This window comes from Caballeronia sp. LZ016 (genome assembly GCF_031450805.1).
Lineage (GTDB): Bacteria > Pseudomonadota > Gammaproteobacteria > Burkholderiales > Burkholderiaceae > Caballeronia.
This window is the reverse complement of sequence record NZ_JARTVY010000001.1, coordinates 708,604-724,341: the sequence shown is the minus strand read 5'-3', so window position 1 is coordinate 724,341 and position 15,738 is coordinate 708,604. Positions and strand designations below refer to the sequence as shown.

Annotated in this window: 17 protein-coding genes; 4 read left to right on the top strand and 13 right to left on the bottom strand. The window is 64.8% G+C overall.

Annotated elements, in window-relative coordinates; genetic code table 11:
- The first annotated feature begins 123 nt into the window (after positions 1 to 123).
- The gene (locus P9220_RS03430) at positions 124 to 759 is read left to right on the top strand and encodes a glutathione S-transferase (RefSeq protein WP_309763596.1); all 636 of its coding nucleotides are present in this window, start codon (positions 124 to 126) and stop codon (positions 757 to 759) included.
- Here the strand turns inward: P9220_RS03430 and P9220_RS03425 are convergent.
- From P9220_RS03425 to P9220_RS03395, 7 genes are all read right to left on the bottom strand, one after another.
- Positions 756 to 1,001, bottom strand: coding sequence for a hypothetical protein (locus P9220_RS03425; RefSeq protein ID WP_309763595.1), 246 nt, complete (start codon positions 999 to 1,001; stop codon positions 756 to 758). The genes P9220_RS03430 and P9220_RS03425 overlap by 4 nt on opposite strands.
- A gap of 45 nt (positions 1,002 to 1,046) precedes the next feature.
- Positions 1,047 to 1,268, bottom strand: coding sequence for a hypothetical protein (locus tag P9220_RS03420; RefSeq protein ID WP_309763594.1), 222 nt, complete (start codon positions 1,266 to 1,268; stop codon positions 1,047 to 1,049).
- Between the two features lie 91 nt (positions 1,269 to 1,359).
- Positions 1,360 to 2,274 (bottom strand): carbohydrate kinase, encoded by a 915-nt coding sequence (locus P9220_RS03415; RefSeq protein ID WP_309763593.1) that lies wholly within the window; start codon positions 2,272 to 2,274, stop codon positions 1,360 to 1,362.
- 5 nt (positions 2,275 to 2,279) lie between these two features.
- Positions 2,280 to 3,539 (bottom strand): AGE family epimerase/isomerase, encoded by a 1,260-nt coding sequence (locus tag P9220_RS03410; protein ID WP_309763592.1) that lies wholly within the window; start codon positions 3,537 to 3,539, stop codon positions 2,280 to 2,282.
- Positions 3,536 to 4,555, bottom strand: coding sequence for a LacI family DNA-binding transcriptional regulator (locus P9220_RS03405; RefSeq protein ID WP_309763591.1), 1,020 nt, complete (start codon positions 4,553 to 4,555; stop codon positions 3,536 to 3,538). Before P9220_RS03405 ends, P9220_RS03410 begins: the two co-directional genes overlap by 4 nt.
- Before the next feature lie 199 nt (positions 4,556 to 4,754).
- A complete protein-coding gene (locus tag P9220_RS03400; RefSeq protein WP_309763590.1) occupies positions 4,755 to 5,558 on the bottom strand; it encodes a PIG-L family deacetylase in 804 nt (267 codons plus the stop codon).
- A gap of 462 nt (positions 5,559 to 6,020) precedes the next feature.
- The gene (locus P9220_RS03395) at positions 6,021 to 7,040 is read right to left on the bottom strand and encodes a bile acid:sodium symporter family protein (protein WP_309763589.1); all 1,020 of its coding nucleotides are present in this window, start codon (positions 7,038 to 7,040) and stop codon (positions 6,021 to 6,023) included.
- A gap of 490 nt (positions 7,041 to 7,530) precedes the next feature.
- On the opposite strand from P9220_RS03395, the gene P9220_RS03390 reads away from it, so the two are divergent.
- Together P9220_RS03390 and P9220_RS03385 are read left to right on the top strand one after the other, a co-directional pair.
- Positions 7,531 to 7,899 carry a hypothetical protein gene (locus tag P9220_RS03390; RefSeq protein ID WP_309763588.1) on the top strand — a complete coding sequence of 123 codons (369 nt, stop codon included), beginning with the start codon at positions 7,531 to 7,533 and terminating at the stop codon, positions 7,897 to 7,899.
- Positions 7,900 to 8,453: 554 nt separating this feature from the next.
- Entirely contained in the window at positions 8,454 to 9,488 is a 1,035-nt protein-coding gene (locus tag P9220_RS03385) for a porin (protein WP_404989543.1), read from the top strand.
- 74 nt (positions 9,489 to 9,562) lie between these two features.
- On the opposite strand, the gene P9220_RS03380 is transcribed toward P9220_RS03385, so the two are convergent.
- A complete protein-coding gene (locus tag P9220_RS03380) occupies positions 9,563 to 10,525 on the bottom strand; it encodes a nitronate monooxygenase family protein (RefSeq protein WP_309763586.1) in 963 nt (320 codons plus the stop codon).
- Positions 10,526 to 10,750: 225 nt separating this feature from the next.
- On the opposite strand from P9220_RS03380, the gene P9220_RS03375 reads away from it, so the two are divergent.
- Positions 10,751 to 11,647: an alpha/beta hydrolase gene (locus P9220_RS03375; RefSeq protein WP_309763585.1), complete on the top strand. Its 897-nt coding sequence runs from the start codon at positions 10,751 to 10,753 to the stop codon at positions 11,645 to 11,647.
- Between the two features lie 184 nt (positions 11,648 to 11,831).
- On the opposite strand, the gene P9220_RS03370 is transcribed toward P9220_RS03375, so the two are convergent.
- Genes P9220_RS03370 through P9220_RS03350 form a run of 5 tightly spaced genes read right to left on the bottom strand, consistent with a single transcriptional unit; the run spans position 11,832 to position 15,736 of the window.
- Positions 11,832 to 12,743: an MBL fold metallo-hydrolase gene (locus P9220_RS03370; RefSeq protein WP_309763584.1), complete on the bottom strand. Its 912-nt coding sequence runs from the start codon at positions 12,741 to 12,743 to the stop codon at positions 11,832 to 11,834.
- Positions 12,740 to 13,285 carry a DUF1289 domain-containing protein gene (locus tag P9220_RS03365; RefSeq protein ID WP_309763583.1) on the bottom strand — a complete coding sequence of 182 codons (546 nt, stop codon included), beginning with the start codon at positions 13,283 to 13,285 and terminating at the stop codon, positions 12,740 to 12,742. The genes P9220_RS03370 and P9220_RS03365 overlap by 4 nt, the downstream gene beginning before the upstream one ends.
- Before the next feature lie 38 nt (positions 13,286 to 13,323).
- Entirely contained in the window at positions 13,324 to 13,830 is a 507-nt protein-coding gene (locus tag P9220_RS03360) for a YbaK/EbsC family protein (protein ID WP_309763582.1), read from the bottom strand.
- A gap of 13 nt (positions 13,831 to 13,843) precedes the next feature.
- Positions 13,844 to 14,764, bottom strand: a complete 921-nt coding sequence (locus tag P9220_RS03355; RefSeq protein ID WP_309763581.1) for a hydroxymethylglutaryl-CoA lyase — start codon at positions 14,762 to 14,764, stop codon at positions 13,844 to 13,846.
- A 30-nt stretch (positions 14,765 to 14,794) separates the two neighbouring features.
- A complete protein-coding gene (locus P9220_RS03350; protein WP_309763580.1) occupies positions 14,795 to 15,736 on the bottom strand; it encodes a glyoxylate/hydroxypyruvate reductase A in 942 nt (313 codons plus the stop codon).
- Positions 15,737 to 15,738: the final 2 nt, after the last annotated feature.

Sequence of the window (15,738 nt, the reverse complement as noted above, 5' to 3'; positions counted from 1 at the left end):
CAAGCGAGCGAAATCTTCTCGATTCGGGCGCGCTTCACGTAAACCCGGAGCCGGCCCGCATGTGTCGCCGGCCGATTTGGGACTAACCTGATCGGCTGGAGCGACGACTGGAAAAGGACGGCGATGAAGCTCTTCTACTGGCCGAAGACGCGCGCCTTTCGCGCGCTGTGGATGCTCGAAGAAATGCGCGTGCCCTATGAACTCGTGCGCGTCAACATCCGCGCCGGCGCGCAGAACGACAGCGCGTTCTGCCGCGTCAACCCGATGGCGAAGCTGCCCGCGCTCGAAGATGGCCTCGTGCGCGTCGCCGAATCCGGCGCGGTGCTGCTGTATCTCGCGGACCGCTATCCACAGGCGCGGCTCGGCATGCCGCTTGGCGATCCGGCGCGCGGCCGCTTTCTGCAATGGATGTTCTTCACCGGCTCATGCCTCGAACCCGCGATGGCCGAGCGAATGACAGGCGCAGAGGGCAATACGGTGAGCTTCGGATGGGGCGATCTCGCGCGCGTCGAGCATGCGATCGAGAGCGCGCTCGAAGAAGGCCAGTGGCTGCTCGGCGAGCAGTTCACGGCGGCGGACCTGCTGCTCGCGAGCACGCTGCAGATCGGATTTCTCGCGCGCATCATCGAACCGCAAGGCGTGCTGTTCGATTACGTCGAGCGGGCGATCGCCCGTGACGGCTACGAGCGCGCCGCGACGATCGATCGTCTGGAAGCGGAGCGGCTCGGCCTCAGACCGCACGCGAAAGCGGTGGATTAGGGAAACGCGCGCGGCTTCGGAATGCCCGCGCCGGCTTCGATGTCGGCTACCGCGCGTTCGTGCGCCAGCTTGACGGCATCGGCGGGATTAACCAGGCCATCGTCGCCGCCGACGGTCGTCCACGTCTTCACCGCGTGATCCAGATGGCGAATCTCGTACTCAGCGTCCCATCGCGAGCCTTGCAGCTCGATGGGTCTCACGTGGATCGAATAGACGCCGTAAAGGAAGACCTGTTCCGCCATGATGTTCCTCCGATGCGTTCGGCCTGCAGTCCGGCCGCGCCAGCCCTACAGTTCGATTTCCCCGAGGATGCGATGCGCGAGCGCGCGCGCTTCGTCGAGCGCTTCGTGCTCGTTTTCCGATGCGGCCTCGACTTCGTAGAGCGTCGCGTCGGCCGCTTCGCCGTCGTCGCGGGCAAGCGAGACGAGGCCCTGGAACTTGCCGTCATCGATGGCGCGCACGCCGATCGTCGCCGTGTAGATGCCTTTCGTGTACGTCGTGTCTTCCATGATCGATTCGCCTCGAGGCCGGAACGTAACCATCGAATTCATGCTAGCACGCAGTCATGCGATGCGTGTGTCGGCGCGTTTCGTTTCGTCCTTAGCCTCGCAGCAGTTCCTCGACTTCGGAAAGCGTCGGCGAATGCGCGCCCGAGTGACGGCATGCCGCCGCGCCCGCCGCGAGCGCGAATTTCAGATGATCCGGCCAGCCGCCGTGGCGCGACATCAGGCTGTAGAGCAGACCGCCGATGGAGGCGTCGCCCGCGCCGACGGTATCGGCGACTTCCACGGCGGGCGGGCGGGCGCTATAGCTTTGATCGCCCGAGAAAAGCGTCGCTTCCGAGGAGCCGCGTGTCACGAGCACGGTGGCTTGCGGGTTCATCGCGCGGATGCGGGCGAGCGCCTCCTCTTCCGGGATGCCGCGAAACAGCATGTGCAGGTCCTCGTCGGAAACCTTGATGAGATCGGCGAGGCCCGCCATCTGGCGCAGGATCGGCTCGTAGCCGTGCTCCATCAGGTTGCGGTAGTTCGGATCGAAACTGATCTTGACGCCGTGCTCGCGCAGTTGGGCGGCGAGCGCGGCGAGCGTGCGGCCGAGCGGCTGGCGCACGAGACTGATGCAGCCGAAGTGCGCCCATTTCACGCGTTCCATCCACCCTTGCGGCAGCTTCGACGGATCGAACGCGAGGTCCGCGCCGTTTTCGCCCATGAAGTAGTAGGTCGGCGGCTGCGTCTTGTGGACGATGGCGAGCAGCGGCGGCCGTTCCACGCGCTGCATGAAGCGCATGTCGAGACCGGCGGCGGCGCTCGCTTCCCACAGATCGTCGGAGAAGTTGTCGACGCCCATCGATCCGGCGCACGCGGTCGGCAGGCCGAGCCGTGCGACCGCGCGCGCGACGTTCCAGCCCGCGCCGCCCGGACGCGACAGCCAGCTGGATTCGCCCGTGCGGATCATGTCCGTGAGGATGTCGCCGGCGGAGACGAACTGCGGGAAAGGAATTTGATCGGTCGGCATCGTGTTCACCGTGCGTTGTTCGGGGAGCCGAGCGCGTTCAGCACTTCGTAGCACGCGCCCATCGTGTGGTAGTCGGTCTTGCCGGCGGGACTTTTCTCGTCGCTGTACTTGCGGTTGTCGCACGTGAGGATGCGATACCACGCGCCGTACCGATGATCGACGAAGTGCGCCCAGCTATAACGCCAGAGTTCGTCGTAGCAGTCCCAGAAGCGCTCGCTGCCGGTGCGCGCGCCGAGCAGCGCGGCGGCCGCGAAGCTCTCGGCCTGCACCCAGAAGTATTTGTCGTGATCGCAGATGCTGTCGTCCGGCCCGAAGCCGTAGTAGAGACCGCCATGACGGTTGTCCCACGCGCGGCAAAAGCCCGCGTCGAACAGTTCGATGGCGCGGGAGGCAAGCCAGGGCAGCGCGCGATGACGTTCGAGAATCAGCAGCAGCTTCGCCCATTCGGTCTGATGGCCGGGCTGGAATCCCCACGGACGAAAGATATTCGAACTGTCCGATTCGTTGTAATGCCAGTCCACGGACCAGTCGCGGTGAAAGTGTTCCCACACGAGCCCGTTCGACAGCCCCGCCTGCCGCAGCGTGATGTTGCCCGCGATCTTCTCGGCGCGATCCAGATAGAGCACGTGACCGGTGGCCTCGTATGCGGCGAGCAGCGCTTCGGTCGCGTGCATGTTTGCGTTCTGCCCGCGATAGTCGGAAAGCCGCCAGTCGGGCGTGGCTTCGTCGGCGTAGAGGCCGGCGCCGGCGTCCCAGAAGCGGCGCTCCATCAGCGCGAAGGTGTCGTCGATCATCGGCCGGGCTTCGTCGATGCCCGCCATCGCGGCATGCGCGCACGCGAGCAGCACGAAGGCCAGGCCATAGCAATGGCGCGTGCCGTCGAGCGTGCGCTTCTGGCCGTCGCGCCACTCGATCTCCCAGTCGTAGCCTTCGTGCACGGCGTCCCAGTGCGCGTCGCGCAGGAAGCGGAAGGCGTGGCGCGCGTCGTCCAGATACGCTGCGTCGCCGAAATGCCGGTACGCCATCGCGTAGTTGAAGACGAACCGCGTGCTGCTCACGAGGTGACGCGTCGTGCGGTCGTAGACCGTGCCGTCGTCCTTGAAGAAATGAAAGAAGCCGCCGGACGGATCGCGGGCGACGGGCGCATAGAACGCGAGCGTGTCGCGCACGTGCGAGAGCAGGAACTCGCGGCTGCGGAAGTCGATGTTCTGATCCACTGCCTGCTCGCTTGCAGCGGCGATGGCGGGGGAGGCGGTCAGGTTCATGGCGTGCGGATGTCCTCTTTCTTGCGCGAACTCGCGCGAGCGATGAATTCGACGCTCATCAGCGAATCGGTCTGGGCCAGCGGGTTCGAATGATCTTCGAGCAGCAGTTCCACGCCCCGTCGGCCGAGCGCTTCCTTGTCGACGGCCACGGTCGAGAGCGGCGGCATGCTGTGCGCGGCGGCGGGGATGTCGTCGAAACCGACGAACGCGATGTCCTCCGGCACGCGCAGGCCGTGCGCGAGACAGACGCGCATCGCGGCGAGGGCCGCTGCATCGTTATAGGCGAAAACCGCGTCGGGCAGCGGATTCGATCGCACGCGGGCATCGGCGATGAGGCGCTCCATCGCGTCGGCGGCGGCGAGATCCGCAGGAAGACCGGCTTGTGCGTTGATCTCGAGCGTCGGATCGAACAGCAGGCCGGCATCGAAATACGCCTTGCGATAGCCGAGCGCCCGTTGCGCGATGCTGTGATGCGCAAGCGATCCGCCGATGAACGCGATGCGCCGCCGGCCCGTCGCGAAGAGATGCGCCATCGCGAGCGACGCGCCTTTCGCGTTGTCGATGTTCACCGAGCGGAAGCCCGGCGCGCACAGGTCGATCAGCACGATGGGCCGCGCCAGCGATTGCAGATGCACGAGCAGTTCCGGCTCGACGAAGCCCGCCACCGCGATGGCGTCGGGCGCGTGCAGGCGCATTGGCTGCGCGAGATCCTGCGTCGGACCAGCCGTGAGCACGGACGGCACGAGCCGGCGCTCGCTGCACGCCTCCTCGAAGCCGTGCAGCACTTGCGAAAAAAACGGGCTGACCGCGAAGTTGTTGTGCTGACGATGCAGCAGGAACATGACGCGCCGAATGCGGGTGCGCAGTTGCGCGGAGTCGTAACCGAGCCGCTGCGCCACTTCGACGACGCGCACGCGCGTGGCTTCCGACAAGCCCGGCTGATTCTTGAGCGCGCGCGAAACCGTCCCGATCGAAACGCTTGCCGCACGGGCGACGTCGCGGATGGTAGTGGCCATCGTGATGTTTTCTGTCCTGAAGCCGGGGCGCGTTGTTTATCGCACGCGCGGGGTTCGCTTGATTCGCGGATTGTATAGTAAAGAATCGCGAAAACACGTCCGGCAGGACTAGAGGAAACCAGTAAAGCCTTGTCTCGAAAAGGCTCGAGTGGATGGTCTGTGTTTAGTAAAAGCCGCAGAACAGACGCTGCTCCGTGGCTTAGATGAGCACGACTTCGAAAGCTCGGGTCAGCCGTGCCAGCGCGTGTTCTTCGAGCACCGGCGCTCGCCCCGCCGTTTTATCGGGCTCCAGCTGGCTCCTGAACGCCTGCACTGCGAGCAGCTTGCGGGCGTGCGTTGCATCGTCCAGCACGATACGGCGGGCGCGGCTCCAGGGCACGCGTGCGTCGTCGGGCGACGCCCAGTGCCACGCGCAGAGCGGCACTTCGACGAACGGCAGGCCGAGCGCATCCGCTGCGAGGCAGGCCGCCCGCCCGACGGCTTCGTGATCGGGATGTCCGTCGTAACGCCAGGGTGCGAACACGATGTCATCGGACCGAAGCCACTTCGAGAGACCGCCTAACAGGCCCGGCTCGATGCGTTCGGCGGCGCCGTCCTGCAAGCCGAGCCGCGCGACCTGAACCTGCCGAAGGTTGAGCCGCTGCAATGCCTCGCGAGTTTCGAGCGGCCGCGCCGCGGCGAGCCGTTCGGGCGACCATTCGGTGGAATGCGGGTGACTCGCGGTGCCGTCCGTGACCGCGACGATCAGCACGCTTCGGTTCAATTCGGAAAGCAGTGCGAGCAGCCCGCCAGTGCCGAGCACTTCATAGTCCGGGTGCGGTGCGATGACTACCGCGCGGCCTCCGGACGGCACCAGTTCCCCGGGCGTGACCTCGGGCAGCGCGGCGAGGCGCGGCCAGCCTTGCCATGTCGACTCGAGCGTGCCGTTTCCTGGCATGACGCGATGGGCCACGCCGCCTTCGGCGCGTCGCGTGGAAGGACTGCGCGTCGTCACGCGTGCCATGGCGCGCTCCACACTGCGGTGGCGGAACGCGCGGCCGCGGGCGCATGGAAGCGCGATGCCGCATGGAGCCGCGAGGACGATCGCTCGCCTGCGCCCCTGCCGAGACCATGCCGATCGGAACGATCACAGGCAAAGACGCGCCGCGCGGATGAAATCGCGCGATGTTCGGTCGACGAGGCAATCGGCATGATGCGAGGCGTCCTCCAGGCTGGTTCGTGTGGGTCGCGGTGTCCGCGTGCATGGAACCAAGTGTGGCAAGGGCCGTTCCCGAGCGCCATTCGGCCGAAGGACATAGGCGAAAGCGTCGAACGAAGTTTCCCGGCGCCGTAACACTGCCGATGAGCAGCTTGTTTGGCCTATGACGTCCGGCTGAATCGACGGCGCAATACGGATGCGCTCAAATGGCAAAAGGCCGCACGAGGCGGCCTTTGCTGAAGCGGGGGAGCAACGATGCTGCGTGTATCAGCGGCGCGCCGGAGCGCCGACGGTCTTGCTGTCGCGCACCGGCTCGGCCATGGTCTTGCGAGAGCCCCAGCGCTGTGCGAGCACGGCGCAGACCATCAACTGGATCTGGTGGAACAACATGAGCGGCAACACCACTGCGCCGACCGCGTGCGTGGCGAAGATGACCTTCGCCATCGGAATGCCCGACGCGAGGCTTTTCTTCGAGCCGCAGAAGATGATGGTGATCTGGTCCGCACGGCTGAAGCCCAGCTTTTTCGCGGCGAACGCGGTGATGAGGAGCGCAACCGCGAGCAGGACGATGTTCACCGCAACGAGGCCGCCCAGCGCCGACAGCGGGATCGAATGCCAGATGCCTTCGTTGACCGCTTCGCTGAACGCGACATAGACGACGAGCAGAATCGAGCCCTGATCGACGAACTTGAGCATCGCCTTGTGGCGGTCCACCCATTTGCCGATGGCCGGTCGCAGCAACTGGCCGGCAACGAACGGCACGAGCAATTGCAGCACGATGTTCCCGACGGTATGCCACGGCGATCCGCTCGCCGCGCCGTGATCGCTCACCAGCAGACCGACGAGCGCGGGCGTGATGAAGATCCCGAGCAGGCTCGACGCCGATGCGCTGCAAACGGCGGCGGGCACGTTGCCCTTGGCCATCGACGTGAAAGCAATGGACGACTGAACCGTCGAAGGCAAGGTGCAAAGGAACAGGATGCCGCCGTACAGCGCGGGCGTGACAAGCGGGCTCAGCACGGGCTTCAGTGCAAGACCGAGCAGCGGGAACATCACGAAAGTGCTGAGCAGCACGACCAGGTGAAGCCGCCAATGCATCGCGCCGGCGACAATGGCCTCCCGCGATAGCTTTGCGCCGTGCAGGAAGAACAGCAGCCCGATGGCGACGTTGGTGATCCAGTTGAAGGCGACCGCCGCGCTGCCGCGACACGGCAGGAAGCTCGCGATGATGACAGTGCCGACGAGCGCCAGCGTGAAATTGTCTGGGAGATATTTTGGCCGGGCCATCAGAAATTCTCGCACTCGGGCGATCGCCGGGCGGCACATGCAGCCAGAACCTGCGTCGCGTCAGGGAAAACCATGATTTTGGCTCGCACTCGATTGAATTGGCAAATTCATTTCTTCGCTCGATTGATTCCGTTTCGGCATGAATCTCGGCATGTCGCGGAGCCAAGCGGTGTGGAGCAACATTCAGACCGTGCAGGAATGCCGCCGCCGGTACGACGTTTCGTCCTAGGAAAGTCAAGCGCGTTCAGGACCGCGAAGCGAAAAAACTCTGACGTAACATGGTGTTACAACCATTGAGGCGGCCTAACACTTTTTGGCTCGACGGCTGCGGCCCGCCGAAATAAATTGTGGATACTCCGGTCGGCGAGACGGTGCATCGGTCGATGCCGTGTCTTGCGTGCTCCAACGGCGGCCGGTGTCGCGCGTCATCGAATCGTGTTCACGTTCGATGCGCGGTCGAAGACTCGTGTTGGATGCAGGCAGTTTCGACATGGCGCTCACTGGCATTCGCAAAACCACTCGGCTTCTGGCATCTTCCGCGCTCGCTGCGCTGGCGGTCGCGGGATCGTTTGCGCTCGCGGGTCCGCGCGTCGAGTGGGTATCGCCCGCCGTATATGCCGATTCGCCGGCCAGCCGTCAGTCGCTTCACTACACCCCGGTGGCCGCGAAAGACGGGCTCACGCCGGTCAGCGCCGAAGTGCGCCCGGTTCCGCAAGTCGAGCAGGCCGCGCCGTTCCGTGGCGCAGGCTCCATCCGCGCCGACATCACGCGCTACAACCAGGAGCGGAGCATCCCGCGTTCGCAGGGCCGCCCGTCCGACGATGGCCGCGCGCCGGCCAATGCCAACTTTCGGAACTGAAAGCAGCGGCAATAATTGGCGGCAAGCAGTTATCTAAAAATAAAAGCCGCGTCCAGCGCGCGCGTCACGGTGACGTAATCACGCCACAGTGACGCGTCACATTTCCTGCCAGACATTCCCCTCCTTTTTGCGCGCAAGGACAATGCGGCCTTCGGCTGATTGCGTGTATCCAGTAGTTTCCAAACTCCTTTCATCGCGTCCTCAGGCCCGCCGGTTCAATGCTCCGGTGCGGCAAAACACGTCGTTGCATCGCGCGAATCGGAGTGCGAAGCCGCGACGTCACCGACGATTGCGCGAGGGAGTACTGAAACCGCTATACCCGCGATAACCAGAAATATTTTTGACCGGATAAATGGTCCGTAAAGATGGTGCCGCTCCCCACGCGACGCCCTCGGCCAGAAGCCCATCACGCCGGTCAGACGATGGCGATTAACGTCCCTCGCCCGCTACGCTTTTAATTTTTGACAAAGACAGGAGAGTCCATGAAGCCAACCGTCAACCGTGCGACGCAGAAAGCGGCAAAAGCAACGGTCAAGGCGACCGTCGTCGCAGCGATGATCGGCTTTCTCGCGGCAGGCGCCGCTCATGCGCAGTCGAGCGTTTCGCTCTATGGTCAGGTCGACGAATGGGTCGGCGCAACGAAGTTTCCGGGCAACGAACGCGCCTGGAACGTGAGCGGCGGCGGCATGTCGACGTCGTACTGGGGCATGAAGGGCGCAGAAGACCTGGGCGGCGGCTACAAGGCGATCTTCACCCTCGAGAGCTTCTTTCGCGCGCAGAACGGCCGTTACGGCCGCTTCGACGGCGACACGTTCTTCGCCCGTAACTCGTATGTCGGCATTCAAGGTCCCATCGGCACGTTCACCGCTGGCCGTCTGACCACGCAACTCTTCGTCTCGACGATTCTCTTCAACCCGTTCGTCGACTCGTACGTATTCTCGCCGATGGTCTCCCACGTGTTCCTCGGCCAGGGCACGTTCCCGACGTACAGGACCGATCAGGGCGTGACGGGCGATTCCGGCTGGAACAACGCGGTCCAGTACACGACGCCGGACTTCAACGGCCTGTCGGGCAGCGCGATGTACGCGTTCGGCAATAACGCGGGCGATGGCCGCTCGAAGAAGTGGAGCGCGCAGTTCCTGTACTTCCACGGCCCGTTCGCGGCGACCGGCGTGTACCAGTACGTCAACTTCAACGCGACGCCGGGCGACCTGCCCACATCGAACGCGTTCGTGACGCCGGGCTTCAAGAGCCAGAGCGTCGCGCAACTGGGCGCGTCGTACGACATGAAGTACGTCAAGTTCTTCGCGCAGTACATGTACACGAAGAACGACATCGAGCCGACTTCGTTCCACGTCAACACGGGGCAGGGCGGCGTGACGGTGCCGGTCGGGCCGGGCACGGTGATGGCGTCCTACGCGTACTCGCGCAGCAACGGCGGCTTCGACCAGACGCACAAGAGCTGGGCTGTCGGTTACGACTATCCGCTCTCGAAGCGCACCGACGTCTACGCGGCCTACCTCAACGACAAGTACTCGGGCATCTCGACGGGCGATACCTTCGGCGTCGGCGTCCGCGCGAAGTTCTAACTCACGCAGGCTCCAAACGAAAACACCGCGTCGAGTACGCGGTGTTTTCTTTCATGCGGACGACGAAGGACGCGTCACCGAATGGCAAGCCGCGCCTTGGTGTCGTCGTATTCGCGCCTCAGCCGCGCGACCAGTTCGGCGACGCTCGGCACGTCGTTCATCAGGCCGACGCCCTGGCCCGCACCCCAGATGTCCTTCCACGCTTTTGCCTTGCTGGAACCGTCGCCGAAATTCATCGCGGTTTTATCGGATGCGGGCAGTGCCTCCGGGTCCAGCCCCGCGTTCACGATGCTCTGGCGGATGTAATTGCCGTGCACGCCCGTGAACAGGTTCGTATAGACGATATCGGCCGCGTTGGCATCGACGATCGCCTGTTTGTAGCTTTCGAGCGCGTGCGCCTCGCGTGTCGCGATGAAGCGCGTGCCCATGTAGGCCAGGTCCGCGCCCATCGCCTGAGCGGCGAGAATCGATCCGCCATTCGCGATGGACCCCGAAAGCACGATCGGCCCGTCGAAGATGCGCCGCACTTCGCCGACGAGCGCGAACGGCGACGTGGTGCCCGCGTGTCCGCCCGCGCCCGCCGCGACGAGAATCAGTCCATCGACGCCGGCTTCCAGCGCCTTTTGCGCGTGACGCAGATTGATGACATCGTGCAGCACGATCCCGCCGTACGAATGCACCGCGTCGATCATCTCCCTGACCGGCGCGCGCAGGCTCGTGATGAAGATCGGCACCTTATGCTTGACGCACACGCGCACGTCGTGTTCGAGCCGCGCGTTTGACTGATGCACGATCTGGTTCACCGCGATCGGCCCGATGACCGCATCGGGATTCGCCGCCCGATGCGCCGCGAGCGACGCCTGAATTTGCGTGAGCCATTCGTCGAGCAACTCGGCGGGCCGCGCGTTCAACGCGGGAAACGATCCGACGATGCCCGCCTTGCATTGCGCGAGCACGAGATCGGGATAACTGACGATGAACATCGGCGAGCCGATGACCGGCAACGCGAGGTTCTGCAGGACGGCGGGGAGTGCCATGCGCGAGTCTCCAGACATATGTTCTTGCGGCCCCCGAAGCGGCGTCTATAAGCATGCACCGGACCGCCGCTTCAGAACGATCGTTCGATTATAGGCATGGCGCGTCTCGGTGCGATCCGGCAAATCCCGAGGACTTCTTCGGTTTCGGGGCGAATGCCGCCATCGAAGAGAAGCAGTCGGAACGCCACGCCTACAATGAGCCCAGCGCAACAACAAGAACACATCATGTCTTTCGCCGATTACGAGCCGTTTCGAATCCATGCTGGCGATGCCGGCGTCGCCATCGCCGGGACGAAGGGCGGCGACGGTCCGCCGCTTCTGCTGCTGCACGGCCATCCGCAAACGCACGAGATCTGGCACAAGTGCGCCGACGTGCTGGCGCGCCACTTCACCGTCATCGCGACGGATCTGCGCGGGTATGGCGCATCGTCGAAGCCGGCGAGCGACGAAGATCACACGCCGTATTCGAAGCGCGCGATGGCCGCCGACCAGATCGCGGTGATGCGGCACTTCGGCTTCGAGCGGTTCCTCGTCTGCGCGCACGATCGCGGCGCGCGGGTCGCGCATCGCATGGCGATGGATTTCCCCGACGCCGTCGATCGGCTGATGCTGCTCGACATCGCGCCGACGCTCGCGATGTACGAAGCGACGGACCGCGAATTCGCCACTGCCTACTTCCACTGGTTCCTGCTGATCCAGCCGTCGCCGCTGCCGGAACTGCTGATCGGCGGCAATCCGGATGCGTACATCGATCGCGTGATGGGCAATCGTCACGCCGGCCTCGCGCCGTTTGCGCCGCATGCGTTGCAGGCGTATCGCGATGCGCTCGCGCAGCCCGGCGCCGTCTTCGCGATGTGCGAGGACTACCGCGCGTCGGCGGGCATCGACCTCGCGCACGATCGCGCGGACATCGAACGCGGTGCGCGAATCGCGTGTCCCTTGCGCGCGCTGTGGGGCAATCAAGGCGTGATCGAGCGATGTTTCGACGCGCTCGAAGAATGGCGGCGCGTCGCCCGCGATGTGAGCGGCAGGGCCCTGCCGTGCGGTCATTACATCCCCGAGGAGGAGCCCGCGATGCTCGTCGAAGAGATGCTCGCGTTCTTCAAAGCGGAGGCGTCATGAGGTGAAATCGGTAAAGAAGACGGAGCGTCATTCGGTCTTTAACGGACCGTTAAACTTCTGTAGGGAAAGCACCGATGCACGCCCGATAGCGCCGGGTTAGGATGATTCCCGACGTTGATCACGTCTATGTTCGCCGCTTGCCGTAGCTGACAAGCGGCTTTCTTTTTTGTGCTTCGCGTTCACGTCATTTGGCCGATACGACACCGGCGCTGACCGTCACCGCACCCGCCTTCGCCAGTTCCCCCACGACTTTTTCGATCAACGCGCGCCGCTCGTTCGGCGGGGCGAGCGCATCGGCGGCGGCGCGCATGACGCGTGCGCGCGTGGTCATCGCGACGAGCGCGTCGAAGGTCATCGCGCGCACTTCCATTAGCTTGAAGACCATCAGCACCTTGAGCGCGTTCTTCGCGTTGCGCGCGGGATCGGCCTGCAAGTAATCGAGCCGCGACGATGCGACATCGAGCGCACGCGCGACATCGCTGAAAGGCGCGCCGTGGCCGGGAATCACGATGTCGATATCGAGCCGCGCGATCAGTTCGAGCACCGCGCGTTCTTCCGCGAAGCCGCTCTCGCCCTCGAGCTCCGGAAAGATCACGCCGAAGCCGTTTTCCCACAACGCATCGGCGCTGATGAGCACGCGCGCGTCGGCGCAATAAAGCATCAGCGAATGCGGATCGTGGCCGGGCGCGCCGAGCACCGACCACGACGCGCCGCCGAGCCTGAGCGCCGCACCGTTTTCCATGACGCCGGTAAAACCGAAGCGGTCGCAGCGCTGGCCGGTTGCGTCGAAGGTCAGCGCGTCGTGGCGCCAGTTGCGAACGGCTTCCGCTTCGCCCGACGGAATCAGCGTCTCGCAGCCGTAGGTCGCCTGGAGCAGCGCATTGCCGCCGCAATGGTCCGAATGCAGATGCGTATTCACGATGAGATCGAGCGGGCGCGCGCCGAGCTTCCGCTGCACGAGCGCGAGCGTTTGCGGCGCGTGCGACACGTAACCCGTATCGACGAGCGCCGTACCTTCATCGCTCGTGAAGAGTACGTTGTTCGACGAGAGCCAGCCGCGCTCGAAGACGGTCATCGAGCCGGGGAGCGTCTTCATAATGGCATCACGACAATGGTTGCCGTCGCCTTCATCACCGTTTCGCCCGCCTGATTCACCGCGCCGCCTTCGAGCTTCACGAGATCGCCGCCCAAGCTCGCTTTCCACTTCGCTTCGACGACCCGCCAGCGCATCGTGATGACGTCGTTCGCTTTCACCGCCCGCGTCAGCTTGATGCCGAATTCCAGCCCCAGCGGCTGCGCGTACTGCGAGAAATGCGTGGCGATCATCGCCATCAGATGCGCGGTCGGCTGCGTGCCGGATGCGATCAGCGCGCCGAAGCGGCTCGCGCGCGCGTAGGCGTCGTCGTGATGCAGCGGATTACGGTCATCGACGAGCGTCGCGAATTGGCGAATGGAATCGGGCGGCAGCGAAAGCGTCCCTTCGAACGCTTCGCCGATTCTCACGACGCGCGCGCCATGCCGGCGGCTTTCGACGCGATCGAGCACGGCGCGCCTCGCGTCGTCGTCATATGCGGACCATGCGGCGATTTCATCGATGGTCCGAAGGCAGCCATCGCAGAAGCCGGTTTCCGCGTTCATGCGGCACACGTCGACGCAAGGCGACGACACGCCGTTCATCACGCTGTCTCGCGCAACGCGACGTCGATGACCGGCGCGCGCGTCAGCTCGACAAGCTCGCGCGGCGACAGGTTGAACACCGCATGCGGATGCCCGGCCGCGGCCCATAGACTTTCGAGCGCGAGGAGGTCTTCGTCGATCAGCGTGAGGGGCTCGACCGCATGACCGATCGGGCAGACGCCGCCTATCGCATAGCCGGTCTTCTCGCGCACGAACCGGGCGTCCGCGCGGGCCAGTGCGCCCACGCGAGCCGCGACCTTCGCTTCATCGACGCGATTCGCGCCGCTTGCGATCACGAGCACGGGCGCGTCGTCTGCGCGGCGTCGGAAAAGAATCGACTTGGCGATCTGCGCAATCGAGCAGCCGAGGCCGGCCGCCGCTTCCGCCGATGTCTTGCCCGTCTCCGGCAGCATCACGACCGGATGCGGATGGCCGCGCTCCCTGAGCAGCAGCGCGACGCGGCGCGCGGAATCGGGGAGGGCGTCGAGTTCAGTGGGTTCGATCATCGTCGTTGTCCTTTCATGCGCACGCTTGCTCGCCGCGTTTCTTCGCGAGCAGCGCCTTGCCCGCGCGCGATGCGCTGGGCTTGCCGATCGCGCTGGAAATGAAGTCGCCGATTTCAACGAGTTCGTCGAGATTTACGCCGGTCTCGATGCCGAGTCCGTTCATCAGATACACGACGTCCTCGGTCGCGACGTTGCCGGTCGCTCCTTTCGCATACGGACAGCCGCCGAGTCCCGCCACCGACGCATGAAAAATCTCGATGCCTTCGAGAAGCGCCGCATAGATATTGCCGATGGCCTGGCCGTACGTATCGTGAAAATGTCCCGAGAGGCGCTCGCGCGGAAACACCTTCGATGCCGCCGCGACGACTTCGCGCGTGCGCCCGGGCGTGGCGACGCCGATGGTATCGGCGATATCGATTTCGTCGCAGCCGAGCGCCTTCATGCGCTCGACGACATCGACCACGGATGCGACGCTCACTTCGCCCTGATACGGGCAGCCGAGCGCGCAGGAAATGCTGGCGCGCAAGCGCATGCCCGCGTCCTTCGCCGCTTTCGCGACCGGCTCGAATCGCGCGATGCTCTCCGCGATGCTGCAGTTGATGTTCTTTTGCGAGAACGCTTCGCTCGCCGCGCCGAAGATCACGATTTCGTCGGCCTTCGCTTCGAGCGCGCCTTCGAAGCCGCGCATGTTCGGCGTCAGCACGGAGTAGATCGTGCCCGCCCTGCGCTCGATGCCGGCGAGCAGCGCGGCGGCGTCGGCCATTTGCGGCACCCATTTCGGCGAGACGAACGACGTCGACTCGACATTGACGATGCCCGCGCGCGCGAGCCGGTTCACGAGCTCGATCTTGGTTTCCGTGGGCACGAAGGTCTTTTCGTTCTGCAGGCCATCGCGCGGCCCGACTTCGACGATCTTGACTCTGGATGGGATCATGCTTGTCTCCTTCGAATGTGCTGGTCGCGTTCAGTATCCGCGCTCGACGTCCACCACACCGCTGATGGTCTCGCCGCGCGCGAGCGCTTTGATCTTCGCGGCGATCTGCACGATGCTTTCTTCGCGCAAGGTCTCCGCCGATATATGCGGCGTCACGCCAATGCGCGGATGCCGCCAGAACGGATGCTCCTGCGGCAACGGCTCGGTGTGGAAGACATCGAGCAACGCGCCGGCGAGCTGGCCGCTGTCGAGTGCATCGATGAGGTCGGCGTCGACGAGATGCGGGCCGCGTGCGACGTTCACCAGATAGGCGCCGCGCGCGAGCCTGCCGAACGCGCGCGCATTCAGGATGCCTTCGGTATCCGGCGTATGCGGCAGCAGATTGATGAGGACGTGCGCGCCGTCGAGAAAGGCGTCGAACCGACCGGGGCCCGCGTACACCGCGACGCCTTCGATCTCCTTCGCCGTGCGGCTATAACCGCGCACCGGCACGCCAAGATTCACGAGACTCCGCGCCACTTCGCCGCCGAGCACGCCGAGGCCCAGCACGCCGACCGTGAAGTCCTTGCGCGCATGTTGCGTCAGCTTTTCCCAGCGGCCTGCGCGCTGCAGCGCTTCGTACTCGTCGAAGCGGCGCATGAAGCGCAGCACCGCATAAGTCGCGTACTCGGCCATCTGTTGCGCCATGCCGGTGTCTTCGAGGCGCACGAGCATCGCGTTGGGCGGCAGCAGGCCCGGCTCCTTGCGCTCGACATCGAGAATCGCATCGACGCCCGCGCCGAGGTTGAACACGGCCTTCAGGTCGGGCCGGTTGGCGAACAATGCGCGCGGCGCGCGCCAGACGATCGCGTAGTCGGCGGGCGCGGTATCGCCGGGTTCCCATACGCGAACATCCGCGCCGGGCAGCTCGCGGGCGAAACCGCGCAGCCAGGCGCCGGTGTCGGTGTTCTGTTCGTAGAAGATGATCTTCATGC

Excerpts from the sequence above, each read along its gene's own strand:
- P9220_RS03430 (WP_309763596.1), top strand. The coding sequence starts at position 124 with ATGAAGCTCTTCTACTGGCCGAAGACGCGCGCCTTTCGCGCGCTGTGG.
- P9220_RS03425 (WP_309763595.1), bottom strand. The coding sequence starts at position 1,001 with ATGGCGGAACAGGTCTTCCTTTACGGCGTCTATTCGATCCACGTGAGA.
- P9220_RS03420 (WP_309763594.1), bottom strand. The coding sequence starts at position 1,268 with ATGGAAGACACGACGTACACGAAAGGCATCTACACGGCGACGATCGGC.
- P9220_RS03415 (WP_309763593.1), bottom strand. The coding sequence starts at position 2,274 with ATGCCGACCGATCAAATTCCTTTCCCGCAGTTCGTCTCCGCCGGCGAC.
- P9220_RS03410 (WP_309763592.1), bottom strand. The coding sequence starts at position 3,539 with ATGAACCTGACCGCCTCCCCCGCCATCGCCGCTGCAAGCGAGCAGGCA.
- P9220_RS03405 (WP_309763591.1), bottom strand. The coding sequence starts at position 4,555 with ATGGCCACTACCATCCGCGACGTCGCCCGTGCGGCAAGCGTTTCGATC.
- P9220_RS03400 (WP_309763590.1), bottom strand. The coding sequence starts at position 5,558 with ATGGCACGCGTGACGACGCGCAGTCCTTCCACGCGACGCGCCGAAGGC.
- P9220_RS03395 (WP_309763589.1), bottom strand. The coding sequence starts at position 7,040 with ATGGCCCGGCCAAAATATCTCCCAGACAATTTCACGCTGGCGCTCGTC.
- P9220_RS03390 (WP_309763588.1), top strand. The coding sequence starts at position 7,531 with ATGGCGCTCACTGGCATTCGCAAAACCACTCGGCTTCTGGCATCTTCC.
- P9220_RS03385 (WP_404989543.1), top strand. The coding sequence starts at position 8,454 with ATGATCGGCTTTCTCGCGGCAGGCGCCGCTCATGCGCAGTCGAGCGTT.
- P9220_RS03380 (WP_309763586.1), bottom strand. The coding sequence starts at position 10,525 with ATGGCACTCCCCGCCGTCCTGCAGAACCTCGCGTTGCCGGTCATCGGC.
- P9220_RS03375 (WP_309763585.1), top strand. The coding sequence starts at position 10,751 with ATGTCTTTCGCCGATTACGAGCCGTTTCGAATCCATGCTGGCGATGCC.
- P9220_RS03370 (WP_309763584.1), bottom strand. The coding sequence starts at position 12,743 with ATGAAGACGCTCCCCGGCTCGATGACCGTCTTCGAGCGCGGCTGGCTC.
- P9220_RS03365 (WP_309763583.1), bottom strand. The coding sequence starts at position 13,285 with ATGAACGCGGAAACCGGCTTCTGCGATGGCTGCCTTCGGACCATCGAT.
- P9220_RS03360 (WP_309763582.1), bottom strand. The coding sequence starts at position 13,830 with ATGATCGAACCCACTGAACTCGACGCCCTCCCCGATTCCGCGCGCCGC.
- P9220_RS03355 (WP_309763581.1), bottom strand. The coding sequence starts at position 14,764 with ATGATCCCATCCAGAGTCAAGATCGTCGAAGTCGGGCCGCGCGATGGC.
- P9220_RS03350 (WP_309763580.1), bottom strand. The coding sequence starts at position 15,736 with ATGAAGATCATCTTCTACGAACAGAACACCGACACCGGCGCCTGGCTG.